18 protein-coding genes and 1 pseudogene are annotated in these 16,395 nt (G+C 47.6%); 10 read left to right on the forward strand and 9 right to left on the reverse strand.

What is annotated here, in order from left to right; translation table 11 throughout:
• Positions 1-39: 39 nt before the first annotated feature.
• Positions 40-411, reverse strand: a complete 372-nt coding sequence (locus tag BM257_RS05305) for a hypothetical protein (RefSeq protein WP_092069267.1) — start codon at positions 409-411, stop codon at positions 40-42.
• A 254-nt stretch (positions 412-665) separates the two neighbouring features.
• The gene (locus tag BM257_RS05310) at positions 666-1,205 is read right to left on the reverse strand and encodes a phage antirepressor N-terminal domain-containing protein (RefSeq protein ID WP_092069270.1); all 540 of its coding nucleotides are present in this window, start codon (positions 1,203-1,205) and stop codon (positions 666-668) included.
• A gap of 131 nt (positions 1,206-1,336) precedes the next feature.
• Here BM257_RS05310 and BM257_RS14750 point away from each other — a divergent pair, with 131 nt between their 5' ends.
• Together BM257_RS14750 and BM257_RS05315 are read left to right on the forward strand one after the other, a co-directional pair.
• Positions 1,337-1,507 (forward strand): hypothetical protein, encoded by a 171-nt coding sequence (locus BM257_RS14750; protein WP_177216021.1) that lies wholly within the window; start codon positions 1,337-1,339, stop codon positions 1,505-1,507.
• A 42-nt stretch (positions 1,508-1,549) separates the two neighbouring features.
• Positions 1,550-1,939 carry a DUF5053 domain-containing protein gene (locus BM257_RS05315; protein ID WP_092069273.1) on the forward strand — a complete coding sequence of 130 codons (390 nt, stop codon included), beginning with the start codon at positions 1,550-1,552 and terminating at the stop codon, positions 1,937-1,939.
• 188 nt (positions 1,940-2,127) lie between these two features.
• On the opposite strand, the gene BM257_RS05320 is transcribed toward BM257_RS05315, so the two are convergent.
• The 5 genes from BM257_RS05320 to BM257_RS05335 form a co-directional block, all read right to left on the reverse strand.
• The gene (locus tag BM257_RS05320) at positions 2,128-2,550 is read right to left on the reverse strand and encodes a hypothetical protein (RefSeq protein ID WP_092069276.1); all 423 of its coding nucleotides are present in this window, start codon (positions 2,548-2,550) and stop codon (positions 2,128-2,130) included.
• 16 nt (positions 2,551-2,566) lie between these two features.
• Complete coding sequence (locus tag BM257_RS14755; protein WP_177216022.1) at positions 2,567-2,725, reverse strand: hypothetical protein; 159 nt, start codon at positions 2,723-2,725, stop codon at positions 2,567-2,569.
• Positions 2,718-2,918 carry a hypothetical protein gene (locus BM257_RS05325; protein WP_092069279.1) on the reverse strand — a complete coding sequence of 67 codons (201 nt, stop codon included), beginning with the start codon at positions 2,916-2,918 and terminating at the stop codon, positions 2,718-2,720. Before BM257_RS05325 ends, BM257_RS14755 begins: the two co-directional genes overlap by 8 nt.
• A 74-nt stretch (positions 2,919-2,992) precedes the next feature.
• A complete protein-coding gene (locus BM257_RS05330; protein ID WP_255405552.1) occupies positions 2,993-3,364 on the reverse strand; it encodes a response regulator transcription factor in 372 nt (123 codons plus the stop codon).
• Positions 3,365-3,556: 192 nt separating this feature from the next.
• Positions 3,557-3,763: a helix-turn-helix domain-containing protein gene (locus BM257_RS05335; protein WP_092069285.1), complete on the reverse strand. Its 207-nt coding sequence runs from the start codon at positions 3,761-3,763 to the stop codon at positions 3,557-3,559.
• Positions 3,764-3,922: 159 nt separating this feature from the next.
• On the opposite strand from BM257_RS05335, the gene BM257_RS05340 reads away from it, so the two are divergent.
• The 3 genes from BM257_RS05340 (at position 3,923) to cls (ending at position 7,888) form a co-directional block, all read left to right on the forward strand.
• On the forward strand, positions 3,923-4,258 hold the full coding sequence (locus BM257_RS05340; RefSeq protein ID WP_092069288.1) for a hypothetical protein: 336 nt from the start codon (positions 3,923-3,925) through the stop codon (positions 4,256-4,258).
• Positions 4,259-4,530: 272 nt separating this feature from the next.
• Positions 4,531-6,450 (forward strand): DNA primase, encoded by a 1,920-nt coding sequence (dnaG, locus tag BM257_RS05345; protein ID WP_092069291.1) that lies wholly within the window; start codon positions 4,531-4,533, stop codon positions 6,448-6,450.
• A 10-nt stretch (positions 6,451-6,460) separates the two neighbouring features.
• Positions 6,461-7,888, forward strand: coding sequence for a cardiolipin synthase (gene cls, locus BM257_RS05350; RefSeq protein WP_092069294.1), 1,428 nt, complete (start codon positions 6,461-6,463; stop codon positions 7,886-7,888).
• Here cls and rsmD read toward each other — a convergent pair.
• A complete protein-coding gene (rsmD, locus tag BM257_RS05355) occupies positions 7,860-8,411 on the reverse strand; it encodes a 16S rRNA (guanine(966)-N(2))-methyltransferase RsmD (protein ID WP_092069296.1) in 552 nt (183 codons plus the stop codon). The genes cls and rsmD overlap by 29 nt on opposite strands.
• Positions 8,408-9,217, reverse strand: a complete 810-nt coding sequence (locus BM257_RS05360) for a DUF3822 family protein (RefSeq protein WP_092069299.1) — start codon at positions 9,215-9,217, stop codon at positions 8,408-8,410. Before BM257_RS05360 ends, rsmD begins: the two co-directional genes overlap by 4 nt.
• A gap of 182 nt (positions 9,218-9,399) precedes the next feature.
• Here BM257_RS05360 and BM257_RS05365 point away from each other — a divergent pair, with 182 nt between their 5' ends.
• From BM257_RS05365 to BM257_RS05385, 5 genes and pseudogenes are all read left to right on the forward strand, one after another.
• Complete coding sequence (locus BM257_RS05365; protein ID WP_092069302.1) at positions 9,400-10,827, forward strand: ATP-dependent DNA helicase; 1,428 nt, start codon at positions 9,400-9,402, stop codon at positions 10,825-10,827.
• Between the two features lie 198 nt (positions 10,828-11,025).
• Positions 11,026-11,943, forward strand: a pseudogene (gene guaA, locus BM257_RS05370) (glutamine-hydrolyzing GMP synthase); the annotation flags it as partial.
• A 15-nt stretch (positions 11,944-11,958) separates the two neighbouring features.
• Entirely contained in the window at positions 11,959-13,290 is a 1,332-nt protein-coding gene (gene rmuC / locus BM257_RS05375; protein ID WP_092069305.1) for a DNA recombination protein RmuC, read from the forward strand.
• Positions 13,274-13,825, forward strand: a complete 552-nt coding sequence (locus BM257_RS05380) for a 4'-phosphopantetheinyl transferase family protein (RefSeq protein ID WP_092069308.1) — start codon at positions 13,274-13,276, stop codon at positions 13,823-13,825. The genes rmuC and BM257_RS05380 overlap by 17 nt, the downstream gene beginning before the upstream one ends.
• A 93-nt stretch (positions 13,826-13,918) precedes the next feature.
• Positions 13,919-14,791, forward strand: a complete 873-nt coding sequence (locus tag BM257_RS05385) for a KPN_02809 family neutral zinc metallopeptidase (RefSeq protein WP_092069311.1) — start codon at positions 13,919-13,921, stop codon at positions 14,789-14,791.
• Positions 14,792-16,395: the final 1,604 nt, after the last annotated feature.

A 16,395-nucleotide genomic window follows, 5' to 3' on the forward strand; every position in this document is an offset into this window, starting at 1 on the left:
CGCAAAATAATTGCGTAAATAACAAAATTTAATTGAAAATCACTCCAGTACCACACATCCACGATAGTCGATGACGGGCAGCAGTATGGACTGGTGCCGTCCGCTGGTGCGCTCGATGCGGATGAAGCCGCTCTCCCACTTCCTGACGGGCGACCACGTCATCACCAGGAAGGGACCCGTCTGGTCGTGTTGCTGATTGACGGTCTCCATACGGCACTCGATGGCTCTGACGCACTCCTCGAAGCGGTCGTACGTCTCCGACATGCGGTGGCAGAAGGTGGAGGTGATCCACTCCACCAGCTCCGCCTCCTGGGGCGACATCGTCTTCATGAATTTGTTGGACACCTGCAGCTGGCAGTAGTAGGCGCGCTGCACATCGTTCTCGCGAATCACATAATTCTTTGATTCCATAATACTTGAGTTTTAGACAAACAGAAACCACGCTACGAGCTGTCAGGTACTCAAGTGCAGTAACCCCGGGGCGTTGTCCGCTTTCCCGACTCGGCGTGGTAATCCTATTATTCTTTAATAAGGTGTGGATACAAAAAAGGCAGGATATGATTCCTGCGGTCTCTGTACCGCACTTGAGTTTTGACGTTGCAAAGATAGGGAATCTTTCCGGAACGTCCAAACTTTTTCTTGATTTTTTTTGATTTCTCTCCATATTACTCGAATCCGGGGATGGTGAGTTGCCTTTCGTTTGCCTGCCACTCCTCGAATGTCATGGCGTTGATCTGTCTCAGTTTCAGCTCCGCCTCGTTAAGCACGAGTTTGGCGTCACGGAAGTTCTTCTTGGCTGTCGCCACCACCTCCATCTGTCTCGAAAACTCCTGCTCTTTCTTCTGTGCGAACTCCGCACGCCCGAAGAAATAGTCGAACAGCACCTTGTTGCACTCCAACTGGTATTTGATGAGCTGCTCCCTGGCTTCTTCCTTCACGTTGTCCGGGTTGATGGAGAATAGCCATCCGGGGAAGAACTGGAGGGGGATACATACCATCTCGTACTTCTTTCCGTCAGATCCAGTTGTAACGCTGAGCGTGATAACTGAACTATAAATCGGATGCTCTTTTAGCTTTGCTTGCTGGCTCTGATATGCCACTCCGAGGATTTCACACACTGGCTTTACAGCCACTAACTGTTCTCTGTCGTCAGACACCACCTGGAGGCTGATGCCGTTAACGATTGCTACATTGGTTGTTTTCATATTTCACATATTCGTTAATTAATATTAAACAAATGTATATTCTTTCCTTTTTTCTTGTGTATTAAACAAAAGTTTAGTATCTTTGCATTGTCAAAAGAGATCATTAACATGTTGAACCAAACGGAACGCAGATGGAAAAACTTGAATTCTACAAGAGGTGCATCGAGGACTGCGACAGGGCAATCAAAGCGATTAACGGAAGAACAGACCTCACGGCGGCAAAGAAAGCGGAACTCATCGACGGACTGCTTGACAGCCGGAAGATAATCCTCGACCTGATTCTCGAACTTGAAAACATTTAGGAGCAACGCCCTTCGGGGCGACTCCTTTGAAAACATATATCTATGAAAAGAATAACTGACAACATCAAAGACCAGCAGACCAGGAAGTATTTCAACAACGTGGTCAACGAGACTCCCCAGACGGAGCAGATATCTACGGAGCAATTTCTTGACGGCATCGGCAAGATCAGTGAGAATATGAGAGAGGTTGCCGCCATGGCACGTGAGGAACTGGCAGCCCGTCACAAGATGGGCAATATCACTGAGGCTATCAGCCTGAGCTATATCGCCAAGACCTATTTCGGCAAGAGCCGGGCATGGCTCATGCAGAAGGTGAACGGCAATACGGTGAACGGCAAGAGAGCCTCCTTCACTCCCAGCGAGAGCAAGCGGATGCGCGAGGCTCTGCAGGATCTCAGCGAAAAACTCTCCAAGGCTGCACTCGCCTTCTGACGGTTCAGCATCTCTTTTGACAAAGCAGGAGAGCAGCCCCGCACGGTTTCCGTGGCGGGGTTTTTTTTTCAATCTGTGGTCGGACGCAAACGCCAGAGCCAAGTTGACTCCATTTTTTATATATCTTTCCATATTATTCGAATCCGGGGAAGATTTACCATTGCCTCTATTGTATTTCTCTTCATCCTCTATATCTTGGTAGTCCAGACGTTGTCACTCTCGAAGTAGAAGCGGACGCCATAGTATCCGTGGTCGGTGTTCCTGCCACCGGCGGCGTTCTGACGGCAGCAGCGGCTGATGTTCTCCCTGTTGGCTGTCGGATGGCATTGGCGGAGCCACTCGGCGGCGGCTCCTACATACCCGAACACGAGCCACCTCCCGTCGCCCATGACGGCGATGACGCTCTTGCGGCACCGCCCGGCAGTGTCAGGGCGCCTGCGGTACAGGTCGAGGTTCCTCCAGCCCTTGGAGCAGCGCCTCTGTGCCCGCTTGCTCATGAACTCGTCCCATTTCTTGCCCTTGTTCGCAGGGACGTGCCCCTTCAGGAAACGCCCCGTCTTGCGGTTTACGCCGGTGAATACCGCCGGCAGTGTCAGCTCTCCGTATGACATATCACTCGATTCTCAATTATAGGTTCTCAAGATGCTTGCGCAGGCGCTCCAGCGTGCCCCGGTCGGGCAGGTCTGCATGACGGATGGCACGGCGCAGGGCATGTAACTCGTCCAGGGTGAGGTCCTGGATGGAATACAGACGGCGAGAGTCAACATCTACCAGCATGTCACTCAAACTTCAAGTCCAGCTCAGGGACACGCTCACGCCCCTTCATGCACTCGCCGGAGGCTGTCCACACATGGCGGACATTGGAGACATAGCCGACGAACTCACGCACCACCCCCCGGGGGAGCAGCTTCACCTCCCGCTTCTGAACACCGGCGTCCAGTGCGTCGATGGCTTTCTCGAATTGCTCTACTGTATACATAATGTTATTTATATTGTTTGTTTGTTTTCTATAGGAAACCGCAGGAACCTCACGGCGGCTGCGGGGAAAGCGTATTATTTATTTGGTCTGATATGCTCATAATAGTAGGACACCAGCTGTGCCACCGTACGGACACCCAGGCGAGCCTTGATGTTCTCACGGTGGCGGTTGACAGTGGTAGGAGAGATCGAGAGCTCGTCCGCGATCTCCTGGGAACGGAGACCACGGGCTATCAGTCCCACAACCTCCAGCTCCCTGTCAGTCAGCATGGTGTTTATCTTCGGGTCACAGACGACACCCTCCCACCGGCATTCGTTACCCCGCAGCGGGCAACCCACCTGCTCGAAGTGGAAGAACCCGTCCGCATCGATGTCCATGGTACGGGTGTCATACTCCCCGCAGTTGCAGCGGATGAACCTCGACACGATGTTGAACTCGTAGAGCATCCGGTTCGGCTCGTTCCTGGTGTACTCCCTGCAGAGAGCGTCGAACGCCTCCGGATAGCGGTCACGGATCAGACCGAGCAGGTCCACCACCTCCTCACGGCATCCCTGGTGGAGAACCCTGACGGGCTGCTCCACCGGCTTCATCATCACGGCTCCGTCCGGAGTCTTGTAAAACTCGACACTATCCATAGCCTACGCATCAGGGAACAACTCTTCCTCGGGAATACGAAGCGTCTCCGAGATGGTCTTACGCTTCAGGGCGTCCGGCACCATGTCGCCTGAAGCCCAACGATAAACTGTCGATCTGTCGACGAGACACGCACTGGCAATCTTGTTGATCACCTCCACTTTCGGGTTGGATCTGCCAGGCAGACTGTTGATGTACTCACTAAATACCATTTTTACTAAATTTTTTAATTTACCTTTTCTAATTCAAAAGATTTTTCGTAATTTCGCAACGCAACAAAATGTTTTACGGTGCAAATATAAGACTTTTTTGCTTAAAAGTAATGCAAAACAATTATTAATTTAAGAAATAATAACTTTAAAGCGTTAATTATGACAGGGGAAAAAGTGAAATGGATTATCGGAAACAGTGGCTTTTCGCAGAAGGAGCTGTCAGAGAAAATGCCCACGATCAAGTACGAGCAGGACTGGACGCGCATCCTCAAGTCCGGCGATGTCAAGTCCGGGCTTCTGGAGGAGATGGCAGCCGTGATGGGAATCAGCGTCGGCGAGTTGTATGAGATGTCTTCGGACCAGAACCAGGGGGAGGATATCACCGTCGACGAGATGATGTCACTCATCAAGTCAAAGTCAGCACACATTGTCCGGCTGCAGTCGGAAATGCAGCAGCTGATTGGACAGCTCGGGCAGAAACTGGTGCGGAAATAGTCGATAAGAATTATGTAAACAGCTCATTAATAATTCTTTTCAATTATTATTGGAGAGCGAAAAATCGGTAGACAATAAATAAATTGGCAAACAATGACTGTTGAAAATGAGCAAGTTACGGCGGTGGAACCATGTCAATACGCTCCAGTAATCCCGACAGAGGAAAGAAGCAGATAGTCATCAAAGACTTGAAGCTTCTTTTTCTGTTTCAAGGAAACGAATTAATGCGCTTTCTTTTCGTTTAATCGAAAAATTGCACTATCTTTGCACTTATGATTGACAGGGCGACTATAGAAAAGATCATGGATGCTACCAATATCGTGGATGTGGTAGGTGAATTTGTTAACCTTCGCAAAGCGGGTGTTAACTATAAGGGACTATGTCCTTTCCATGATGATAAGACACCGTCGTTTATGGTATCGCCATCAAAACAGATCTGTCATTGTTTTGCTTGTGGTGAGGGAGGTAATGCTGTCAATTTCCTTATGAAGCACGAACAGATCACCTATCCGGAGGCATTGCGCTGGTTGGCGAAGAAATATAATATCGAGATAGAGGAACGTGAGCTTTCCGATGAGGAAAAGAAAGAGCAAAGCGATCGTGAGTCGATGTTTATCGTCAACGAGTGGGCTTGTCAGTATTTCCACGATATCTTGAATAATGACGTGGACGGACAGGCAATCGGTAAACAATATTTCCGTAGTCGTGGCATCCGTGATGATATCATTACGAAATTCCAGTTGGGCTTTGCCCTCACCAAGCGTGACGCCCTTGTGAACGAGGCACACCGGAAAGGGTATCAGGATGAGTTTCTGGTTAAGACAGGCTTGTGTATTGAGAACGAACGGGGCATTTACGACCGCTTTGCGGGTCGTGCCATCTTCCCATGGCTGAATGTCAGTGGTAAGGTGGTTGCGTTTGGAGGTCGTAAACTCGATGCTGCCACGAAGGGTGTACAACAGAAATACGTTAATTCCCCTGACTCAGAAATCTACCACAAGGAGCGTGAACTCTATGGTATCTATCAGGCAAAAAAGGCAATTGTAAAAGAAGAGCGAGTCTATATGGTGGAAGGTTATACTGATGTGATTGCCATGCACCAGTGTGGACTGGAGAATGTGGTGGCGAATTCAGGTACGGCACTTTCTGTGTATCAGATACGCTTGCTGCGTCGATTTACCCAAAATATTACGTTGCTTTACGATGGTGATGAGGCTGGTATCCATGCTGCTATGCGTGGAACAGATATGTTATTGCAGGAGGGTATGAAGGTGATGGTATTGCTGTTGCCAGACGGTGACGATCCCGACTCCTTCTCCCGTAAGCATACAGCAGCAGAATTCAGAGCGTATATTGAGGAGCATCAGACAGATTTTATCCAATTTAAAACCGATCTGTTGCTAAATGGTGTCAAAGATCCCATCAAACGCGCAGAGGCTATCAATAGTATCGTACGCTCTGTGAGTGTCATCCCAGATCCTGTGGAGCGTCAGTTGTTCCTCAAAGATACTTCTCAGCGACTGAACATGGATGAGAAGACATTGATCTCACAGGCAAACAAGTATATCGCTGGTGATAAGGAGGAGAAGCAGAAAGAGGCAGCACGTCAAGGATGGCAGCAGGAAACTACTCTGGTAACGCAGGAACCGATAGGTCTGCATACTCCTCAGGAACAGTCGACGGAGGTGGAGCGTCTGCTCATCCAGCAGGTCATCCGACATGGTGAGATCGTTATTATTGACGAAGACACACAGGAGGATGGACATCTGAAAATGAATGTTGCTCAGTTTGTCGCTTATGATCTTGGCAACGACGGTCTTTCTTTTGGTAATGACCTCTATAACCGTATTCTGCAGGAGGCGGTGGAGCATTCTGAGGATGAAGGGTTCAAGGCGGAGACTTATTTCACCCAGCATCCTGATGTGGAGGTCAGTCAGGTCGCTCATCGTCTTGCCGTGGATAATTACCAACTAGGTCGCAACTTCCAGAAAGAGCCCACAGCGAAAGAACTGCGTCAGTTAGTGGAGCACCTGGACCTCGACTTTAGGTATAATATTGTGACGAGTCGTCAAAAGGAGATCATGCGTGACATGAAGACAGAGAAGGATATGGCTCGCGTAAAGGAACTCATGAGTGAGTATCAGTCCCTGTCAGAGCTATGTCAGATGATTGGAAAAATGTTAGGACGTTAAGGAAAATGTGATGCATTCATTATTATATATCATAGGGATGACCCTCATGTGGATCGTTGTCGCCATGGCAGTGGTTCATGTGGTGATGGATAATCGTCAGCCAGCCAAGACGATGGCATGGGCTCTGGTGATTATTTTCATTCCTGTGGTGGGACTGGTATTCTATCTCTTTTTCGGCATGAACCACCGAAAAGAGCGGATGATCAGCCAAATGTCTGTTGACCAGTTGACGAAACGCTCGATGTTGGGGTTCGTAGAACAACAAAATCTGAGAGTACCAGAGCACCACAAACAACTGGTCGATCTCTTTGTCAATCAATCGTTTTCTCTGCCTTTTAAGGATAATCAGATAGATATCATGACAGACGGCTATGCTTTCTTCCCGGAATTACTGAAAGATATCTCAAGGGCAAGGCATCATATCCATATAGACATGTATATCTTTGAAGACGATGCCTTGGGAAATCTAGTGGCTGATGCACTGATTGACAAGGTGAAAGAAGGGGTGCAGGTGCGTGTCATCTATGATGATGTGGGCTGTTGGAATGTCAGGCATCAATTCTTTGAAAAGATGCGGGAGGAGGGTATTGAGGTTGCTGCCTATCTGCCTGTACGCTTCCCTTCGTTTACGAGTAAGGTAAACTATCGCAACCACCGTAAAATTATCATTATAGATGGTGAGACGGGATATATCGGAGGTATGAATATTGCCTTGCGTTATGTGTCTTCCTCTTGGCGTGACACGATGTTGCGCATCACAGGCGGAGCTGTCTACGGGCTCCAGCGTGCCTTCCTCATCGACTGGTATTTTGTGGATCGTACGCTGATTACCAACCGTGTCTATTATCCTCCACTCTCTGCCTTCCGTTCTCCGCTTTCCGTTAATAACTGTCTTGCACAGATTGTGACGAGTGGTCCCACAACTCCTTATCCGGAAATTATGCAGGGTTTTGTTCGTATCATACTGGCGGCACACCGCTATGTCTATATAGAAACGCCCTATTTTCTTCCCAACGAGCCTGTATTGTTTGCCATCAAGACCGCAGCGCAGGCAGGCGTTGATGTGCGCATTTTGTGTCCTCGTCGATCTGATGCCCGTTTTGTTGAATGGGCTTCCCGGTCATATCTCCGTGAGGCTTTCGAAGCCAACGTGAAGGTGTATCTTTATCAAACAGGTTTCCTGCATTCCAAGATGATGGTCTGTGACGATTCGGTCGTCACCTGTGGCTCTACGAATGTTGATTCCCGCTCTTTCGAGAATAACTTCGAGGCTAATGCTTTTATCTACGATGAGGGAGTGGCGATTAGGTTGCGTAATGTGTTCTTGCGTGATCAGGAGAATGCTGTCCTGTTGAGTGATTTGCCTCAAAGGATACATCCGTCATTCAAGAAACGTTTGTGGGAAAGCCTTATTCGTCTGCTGTCTCCTTTACTCTGAATAACGTGAAATTCACACTACCATAGGAGCGGTGCTCCACAAAATGAGGGTGCTGTGAGAAGTCGTGGTCTTTGCCATGCTCAAAGACGAAGACACCATTGTCTTTCAATAGTTTTTTTTCAAAGATAAGGTCTGGAATCTCCGGCAAATCCTTTAAGGCATAAGGAGGGTCGGCAAAGATAAAGTCGAACTGTTGCTTACATGACTTTACAAAGCGGAACACATCCCCGCGGATGGGAATACAATTGACTGTTGAGAGTTTTTTCAGGCATTCCTGTATGAAGCGATGATGGTCACGGTCCAGTTCCACACTAATGACTTGACTGCATCCTCTTGACAATAGTTCCAGCGTAATGCTGCCCGTACCCGAGAACAGGTCGAGTGCTGTGGCATTCTCAAAGTCGATATAACCATTGAGCACGTTGAAGATATTCTCCTTGGCAAAGTCTGTGGTAGGACGTGCCTTGAAGGAACGGGGTATCTCGAAATGACGTCCTTTGTATTTTCCTGTAATAATTCTCATCGTCCTTTCACGAAAAGGGTCATAAGGTCGTAAGGCATTCCTTCAATCTGTGTGACGGCAGAGCGGTTAAAATCGCCTGCGGGATTGATGGTATATACCCGCTTGATATATTTCTGTAACTCTTCCATCAACCATTCACAATCAGGGATGTCACCAACGATGTGCATCTCGTCGCGGTCGGCTTGCAAACCAGTCTGCTTCCAGGTGTAAAGCAGATAATACAACTCATCATGACCATCATGAGTCTCAAAGGTGTTACAGAACTTAAAACGGTTCTGCCCAAAGGTGAACACCTCCATACGTCGGTCATGGAAATACGCATATAGTTTCTCTCTTACTCCCATATAACTGCGTTGGTGGAGATAGCGCCACACAGGGGCGGTGGCGGCAATGAAGGTGGGCGTGGCGAAATGATCGTCTAATACGAGCTTCAAATCCCTGTTTACGCTGAACACCGCCACACAGTTGAGGTCTGGTAGTACCGTATTGACAATCTCATCTTGTTCATGTCCTTGAAAGGTATGCAGATAAAGGCTTCGCTGTTCTTCCTCATGAAACAGCTCGATAGGAACCATGAGGGATGGGGTGTCAATCATAATCAGTACACGGAAGTATGTGTCCTGTAATAATTCTTGTGTACGGAAAGCCTCTCGCAGATTGGCAGCAATGGAGATTCCTGTATTCAGGATATAAGGTTTAAAGGCGATTTGTCCATTCACCTCGTTGCTAATGGTGGCAAAGGAAAGGCTGTTACGACTGATACGGATAACGAGTCGCTGTCTATGGGGAATGTTGGTATTCTGCATATCTGCCTGTATTTAGTGTTGCACGATACTCAGCACACAGAGTATGGCAAGTATGCCGGCTACTATGGCAAGTATCATGTTGGTGATGCGGTTGGGAATCTTCATATCGGCTACAAAGGTAATAAAAAGTTTAGAGTTTAGTGTTTAGAGTTTAGAGTTTTTTGTAACTTTGCATGCAAATAATGATAAACGACGAACTGAAATATCGTATCCACTCAGCATTTGAACATATACCGACGGCAGAGCAGGAGCATGCCATCGATGTATTCTCCTTGTTTATGACAGACCGTCATGAACAGGCGGTGATGATCCTGAGGGGATCCGCAGGTACAGGAAAGACGACACTGGCTGCGGCAGTTGTCAAGGCGATGGGCTCGTTAAAACAGAAAATGGTACTGATGGCACCTACTGGACGTGCTGCCAAAGTGTTCTCGCTCTATGCAGAACATCCTGCTTATACTATCCATCGGCGTATCTATCGGCAGAAATCATTGGAGGGCGGTTTCGACCTGAACTATAACTCTGCTCAAGACACCTTATATATTATTGATGAGGCTTCGATGATCGCAAATGCTTCCAACTATGGAGAGACCCTGTTTGCCAACGGTCAGTTGCTGGATGACCTCATACAATTTGTGTATAACGGTCGTAACTGTCGTATGTTGCTTATTGGTGACCGTGCCCAGTTGCCTCCTGTAGGCGAGGAGGAGAGCCCCGCTCTGATGTCTGAAGTGCTGTGTGGTTACGGACTACATGTCCATGAATGTGACCTTAATGAAGTGTTACGTCAGAGTCAGGAATCAGGAATCCTCTTCAATGCCACCAGAATCAGGGAGGGGGGGATGGTCTTGCCTCAAATCCGCCTGACAGGTTTCGAGGATATCACGGTAGTGCCAGGTGATGAACTGATAGAGTCATTGTCAAGTAGCTTTTCAAAAGTGGGTGTTGACGAGACTATCGTTGTCACCCGCAGTAACAAAAGGGCAAATATCTATAACCAAGGCATTCGTAACATGGTACTTGGCAGAGAGGAAGAGATAACCACAGGTGACCAGCTGATGATTGTGAAGAATAATTATTATTGGGCGACAGCCTGCTCTCAACCCTCAACTCCCAACCCTCAGCTTTCCTTTATTGCCAATGGTGATCATGCGGTGGTACGGAAAGTACGTAATGTCCATGAACAATATGGCTTCCATTTCGCAGAGGTCATCATGTCCTTTCCTGACTATGACGACTATGAGCTAACGGCAATGGTTATCCTTGACACATTGACCTCAGAAGCTCCTGCTCTGACTCGTGACCAACAGGAACAACTCTATCTCAAAGTGATGGAGGATTATGCGGATATCCCCCTGAAGCGTGACCGTCTGAAGAAACTCAAAGAAGACAAATACTATAATGCCCTGCAAGTGAAATTCGCTTATGCCGCCACTTGTCATAAGGCACAGGGCGGACAATGGACACACGTGTATATCGACCAGGGATATATGACGGATGATATGCTAACTACCGACTATGTCCACTGGCTCTATACTGCTTTCACACGTGCTACAGAACACCTGTACCTTGTCAATTGGCCGAAGGCACAGACCTTACCTGCTATATAATGAATAAATTAGTTCTTGCATCTTTGGCTCTGCCGAAGATCTTCTCATACGAGAAAACTTAAAATTCTTTTGGTTTTCTGTTTACTTCTTTGTATCTTTGCAGGAGTATTAACTTTTAAATGATAGATGACTATGAGTACAAGTAATGTGAGACCGGCTGATATGGAGCGAATAACGACTCCCGCTTTAGCCCAGAAATACATTGAGGAGCAAGTTAAGGAGCTGAGGGCTCAGATTGGTGACAAGAAAGTGTTGCTGGCACTCTCTGGTGGTGTCGATTCATCGGTGGTGGCTGCATTGTTGATCAAGGCTGTCGGCAAACAACTGGTGTCTGTCCATGTGAATCACGGTCTGCTGCGTAAGGGTGAGCCAGAACAGGTGGTTCGTGTGTTCCGTGATGAGTTGAATGCCAACTTGGTGTATGTGGATGCTACAGACCGCTTTTTAGACAAGCTTGCCGGTGTGGCAGATCCTGAGCAAAAGCGCAAGATCATCGGTGCTGAGTTTATCCGTGTTTTTGAGGAGGAAGCGCGCAAATTGGAGGGTATTAGCTTCTTGGCTCAGGGTACCATTTATCCTGATATCGTAGAGTCAGGTCCCGTGAAGTCTCATCATAATGTAGGTGGTCTTCCTGAGGACATGCAGTTTGAACTGGTAGAGCCCATCAAGTTACTCTTTAAGGACGAGGTACGTGTGGTAGGTAAGGAACTCGGACTGCCTGACAACATGGTTTACCGTCAGCCATTCCCGGGTCCTGGCTTGGGTGTCCGTTGCACAGGTGCTATCACCCGTGACCGTTTGGAGGCATTGCGTGAGAGTGATGCTATCCTGCGTGATGAGTTTGCCAAGAACGGACTTGAGGGTAAGGTATGGCAATACTTTACGGTGGTTCCAGACTATAAGTCGACGGGTGTGAAAGATAACAAACGCAGCTGGGATTGGCCTGTCATCATCCGTGCCGTGAATACACGTGATGCCATGACTGCTACAATCGAGGAGATTCCTTATTCGTTGCTGCATCATATCACACAGCGTATTGTTACGGAGGTTCCCGGAGTCAACAGAGTCCTGTATGACCTGACTCCGAAACCCACAGGTACGATAGAATGGGAGTAACCATTAGCCGTTAGCATGATTGCATTATATATTGTAATCGGTATCGTTGTTGGTGCAGTCGTCCTCTATTTGGTGATGAACCAGAAGGTAGGACGACTGCATGTTGAACTCGCCAAGAAAGAGACGGAGATGCAGATGCTCTCTCAGCAGCGTACAGAGGAACTACGGCAGAGTGAGGAGCGTTTCTCCGAGCAGATGCGCAGTCAGCGAGAACTGGCGGCAGACCAGTTGCGTGCCCAGCGGGAGCAGTCCACAGAGCAGTTGAGGGCTGCCCGTGAACAATTTGACGAGCAACTAAAGACTACCAAGGAGCAGTTGCGTGTGATGGCGCAGCAGTTGATGGACGCTCAGGCACAGCGGTTGAAGGAGGAGAACAAGGAGAATATGGGTACTATCACCCAGCCGCTGAAAGACGCTATTAGTGAGATGCGCAAGGCGATTAATGAAAACACAAAAGACCATACGGAACAGTCGGCATCCTTGAAGGAGCAGTTGCGTATGATGATGGAGTCGAATCGTGAGATCGGTGAGAAGGCGGAGTCACTAGCTAATGTGTTGCGTCGTGACAATAAGGTCAGTGGCAATATGGGAGAGATTATCTTGGGTGACCTTCTTGCCTCACAGGGACTGACAGAGGGTATCCATTACGAAGTGCAGGCTCGTTTGCGTGATGAGCAGGGCAGACCTCTGAAGAATGATGATACGGGTAAGGAGATGCAGCCTGATGTCATCCTGCATTATCCGCAAGGACAGGATGCCGTTATCGACTCGAAGGTGTCCCTCGTCGCTTACCAGCGGTACGTCAATGCGGAGGATCCTGAGGAAAAAGAGCGTGCCTTGCAGGATCATATCAAATCTATCCGCTCCCATGTCACGGAGTTGGCACGAAAGGACTATTCCAAATATATCAAGGCACCCCGTGAAGCCGTTGATTTCGTCATTATGTTCGTGCCTTTCGAGAGCTCCCTGCAGCTAGCCCTTGCCAACGATCCCACGTTATGGCGTGAAGCTTTCGAACGGAAGGTCTTTATCACAGGGGAACAAAACCTGTTAGGTATCCTCCACATGATCCATATTGCCTGGGTGCAGAATCAACAGGCGGAGAATCAGGAGAAGGTTTTTGGCATTGCAGAGTCTTTGTTGGACCGCTTGGGCGATTTCATTCAGCGTTATAATAAAATCGGGGAGCAACTTGACCAGGCACACAGGGCATTTGAGGCAGCAGGCAACAAGTTGTTCACGGGTCGTCAGAGTGTGGTACAGAAAGGACGTGAACTCGTTGACCTCGGTGCCAAGGAGAACCCTAACCGTCGTATTCCCAAAGCAGAGAATGATTTACTTAAATGACGATATCGCCAGTTTCGATTTCGAGGCGGCACTGCCTTTGTTGTCTGACCAACGGAGGGAACAGGCGTTGAAGTTCAAACATGAACTGGGACGTAAGACCTGTGCGGCAGCTTATTTGCTGTTGTGCGAGGGACTGCGCAAGGAATACGGTATCCATGAGAAGCCCGTTTTCGAATATGGTGAGCATGGTAAACCTTACATCCTTGGACATACAGACATTCATTTTAATTTCAGTCATTGTCGCGAGGCTGTCCTCTGTGTCATCAGCGACCATCCTGTAGGATGTGATATCGAGAGCATCCGTGAATATAAGGAGTCGCTGGCACGTTATACAATGAATGACACAGAACTTACCCAGATTAAGCAATCCAACAATCCCGCCCAAGAGTTTATCCGTTTCTGGACGATGAAGGAAGCGGTATTGAAACTCTCCGGCGAGGGTATCCGTAATGATATGAAGACCGTTCTGACTGGGCGGGAAACAATAGAGACAGTCGTCAACGAGCGACGAGGCTATGTCTATTCTATCATTTAGTCATATACATTTTTTTTAAATAGAAAACCACTTATACAAACTTTTTTGTATCTTTGCATGCAGAAAAGATAAAAAACAAAAACGATAACAATTATGAGATTAGACGGAAGACGAGAAAGCTCGAACGTAGAAGACCGCCGTGGCATGAGTGGCGGAGCGAAAGCCGGTCTGGGTATCGGTGGTATTATCATGGTAGCCCTTTTTGCATGGCTCTCTGGCGGTGACCCGGTGGCTGCTGTCATGCAGGAGGTTCAACAGAATAATTTCGGAGGTAATACCGAGATTACTGAGGGACAACCTGAGTTTACCGAGGAGGAACAGGCTCTTGCCAAGTTCTCCACACAGATCCTTGCCGGTACAGAGGATGTATGGACGGAGATCTTCCGTCAGAACGGAGCACAGTATCAGGTACCTAAGATGGTGCTTTATACAGGTGGTGTCTCTACGGCATGCGGACAAGGCTCCGCCCAGATGGGTCCGTTCTACTGCTCCGGTGACCAGAAATTGTATATCGACCTGTCGTTCTTCACCACCATGAAGCGACAGCTGGGGGCTGACGGTGACTTCGCCTATGCCTATGTGATAGCCCATGAGGTGGGACATCATGTGGAGTATCTTACCGGCACGCTTGCCAAGGTACATGAGCAGATGGCAAGACTTCCAGAGGCAGAGGCTAACAAACTCAGTGTGCGTCTGGAACTGCTTGCAGACTTCTATGCTGGAGTTTGGGCACATCATGACAATAAACGTTTCGGTTCTCTGGAGGATGGTGATATCGAGGAGGCCATCCGTTGTGCACAGGTCATCGGTGATGACTATTTGCAGAAGAAGGCACGTGGCTATGCCGTTCCTGAGTCGTTCAACCACGGTACCTCGAAGCAGCGCATGAAATGGTTCAAACTGGGACTTGAGACTGGTGATATCTCCAAGGGTAATACTTTCCAGTGCTCGGACGCAGAGCTTTAATCAAAGAGAGGTTTGAAATATAAAGTAAAAACCCTGCCAAGCATGATGCCTGGCAGGGTTTTACTTTGTTCAGCAGGCTCTGACGCAGGAGGTCGTTCCTAATGCCGTCAGCAGGGCTGTGGCGAAGTACTTACCGCAAGCGGAGGAGCGAGGGTTCGTGTTCTGGATTTTGATGAATTTCTGACTCATAGTTTTTGTGTGTTTAAAGGGTTAACCCATAACCCATAACCTTGAACCTTGAACCCTTAACCCTGAACCTTGAACCTTTCTCTAGTATCTGTTAAGATGTATTCCAGTATCTCCCATAGGGGTATAACAGCCTTTAGTATCAGGCATACCAGCCTTTAGTACAAGTGATGGAAGATACTGCGACAAGGGATAGAAGGCATCGGAATCAAATTGCCCCAAACTTAGCGTGACAGTGACAGTTGTGACAGTAAGTTTTGGGTTGGTTTTTAACAGTTTAACAGTTAACAGTTAGCGAAAAGACAAAATCAATCACAGATCACAGATCACAGTTACTTGTTTTGAGATTGTCCGAAGAGGATTTTTTTCAGTTTTCAGCAAACGGGAATGGAAACAGAGTGGAAACGGAAACGGAAACAGTTAGCTTAAAGTGAAAAAATACTGGTACTAAATTTATTATATATATAATATTATAATATTATATATATAATAATAAATCTGACTTCATTAAAATCAACTTCAACCTAACTGTTTCTGTTTCCGTTTCCGTTTCAATAACTGTGATCTGTGATTTGTGACAGTCATGATCCATACGGAATAAGTTGACTCCGTCCCCTGGGAATCGTTGACGAGTGTCCCTAAGCTGATTGACACTTTTCCTAAGAACATGACTTTCATTAACTGTCAACTGTCACAACTGTCACGCTTTATCCATCGGTTGAATATTTGCTTAACACTAACTGTTAACTGTTATTCAATCTGTAATCTGTAATCTGTGCACAATGATACATTTTCAGAATTATATAATATTTTAATATTATATAATTTATATATTGTACAGGCATTGTCTTGCCCTAACCTCCCACTAAAAATGCCGCAAACCTCGATTAATAAAGGGCGCATGACCAGTGGGGGGTCGTCGGAACCTCCCATTAACGTCCAACTCTGACACACTACAACTCCGCCCGGGTGCCGCGATGGTTCCTGGGCGGAGTTGTTTACTGATAGAAATTCAAGGATTTCAAAAAACTACTCCCCTTCTCCCGTTTCCTTCTGAAATGCCCATGTACAGGGCGTTTCTGGACGGGAGTAGTTGATTCAACTACTCCCGTACTAGTCCCTTTTTCGTGAGACGGGACTAGTATGGGAGATGTTTCGCCAACATCTCCCGTGCCTTGCACCCTTTGTTTATCGGGGTTTGAGCCACATAACGGGAGAAGGGGAGTAGTTTTTGCGAATTCTAACAATTATATGAAATGAGTTGCCGACTGAAGCTTGTTTTCTAGTTAATTAAAGCCTCCATTCATGTCAAATAAAGCCTCCATTTGCTCGTGTTGCCTTGCGTAAGGGTAAAAGGTTACTGGTAATGGGGTGTTAGTGCCTACCTTCGAGGGAGTTAGGTACGCCCTTTCAACCGT

This window comes from Prevotella sp. tf2-5 (genome assembly GCF_900115435.1).
Lineage (GTDB): Bacteria > Bacteroidota > Bacteroidia > Bacteroidales > Bacteroidaceae > Prevotella.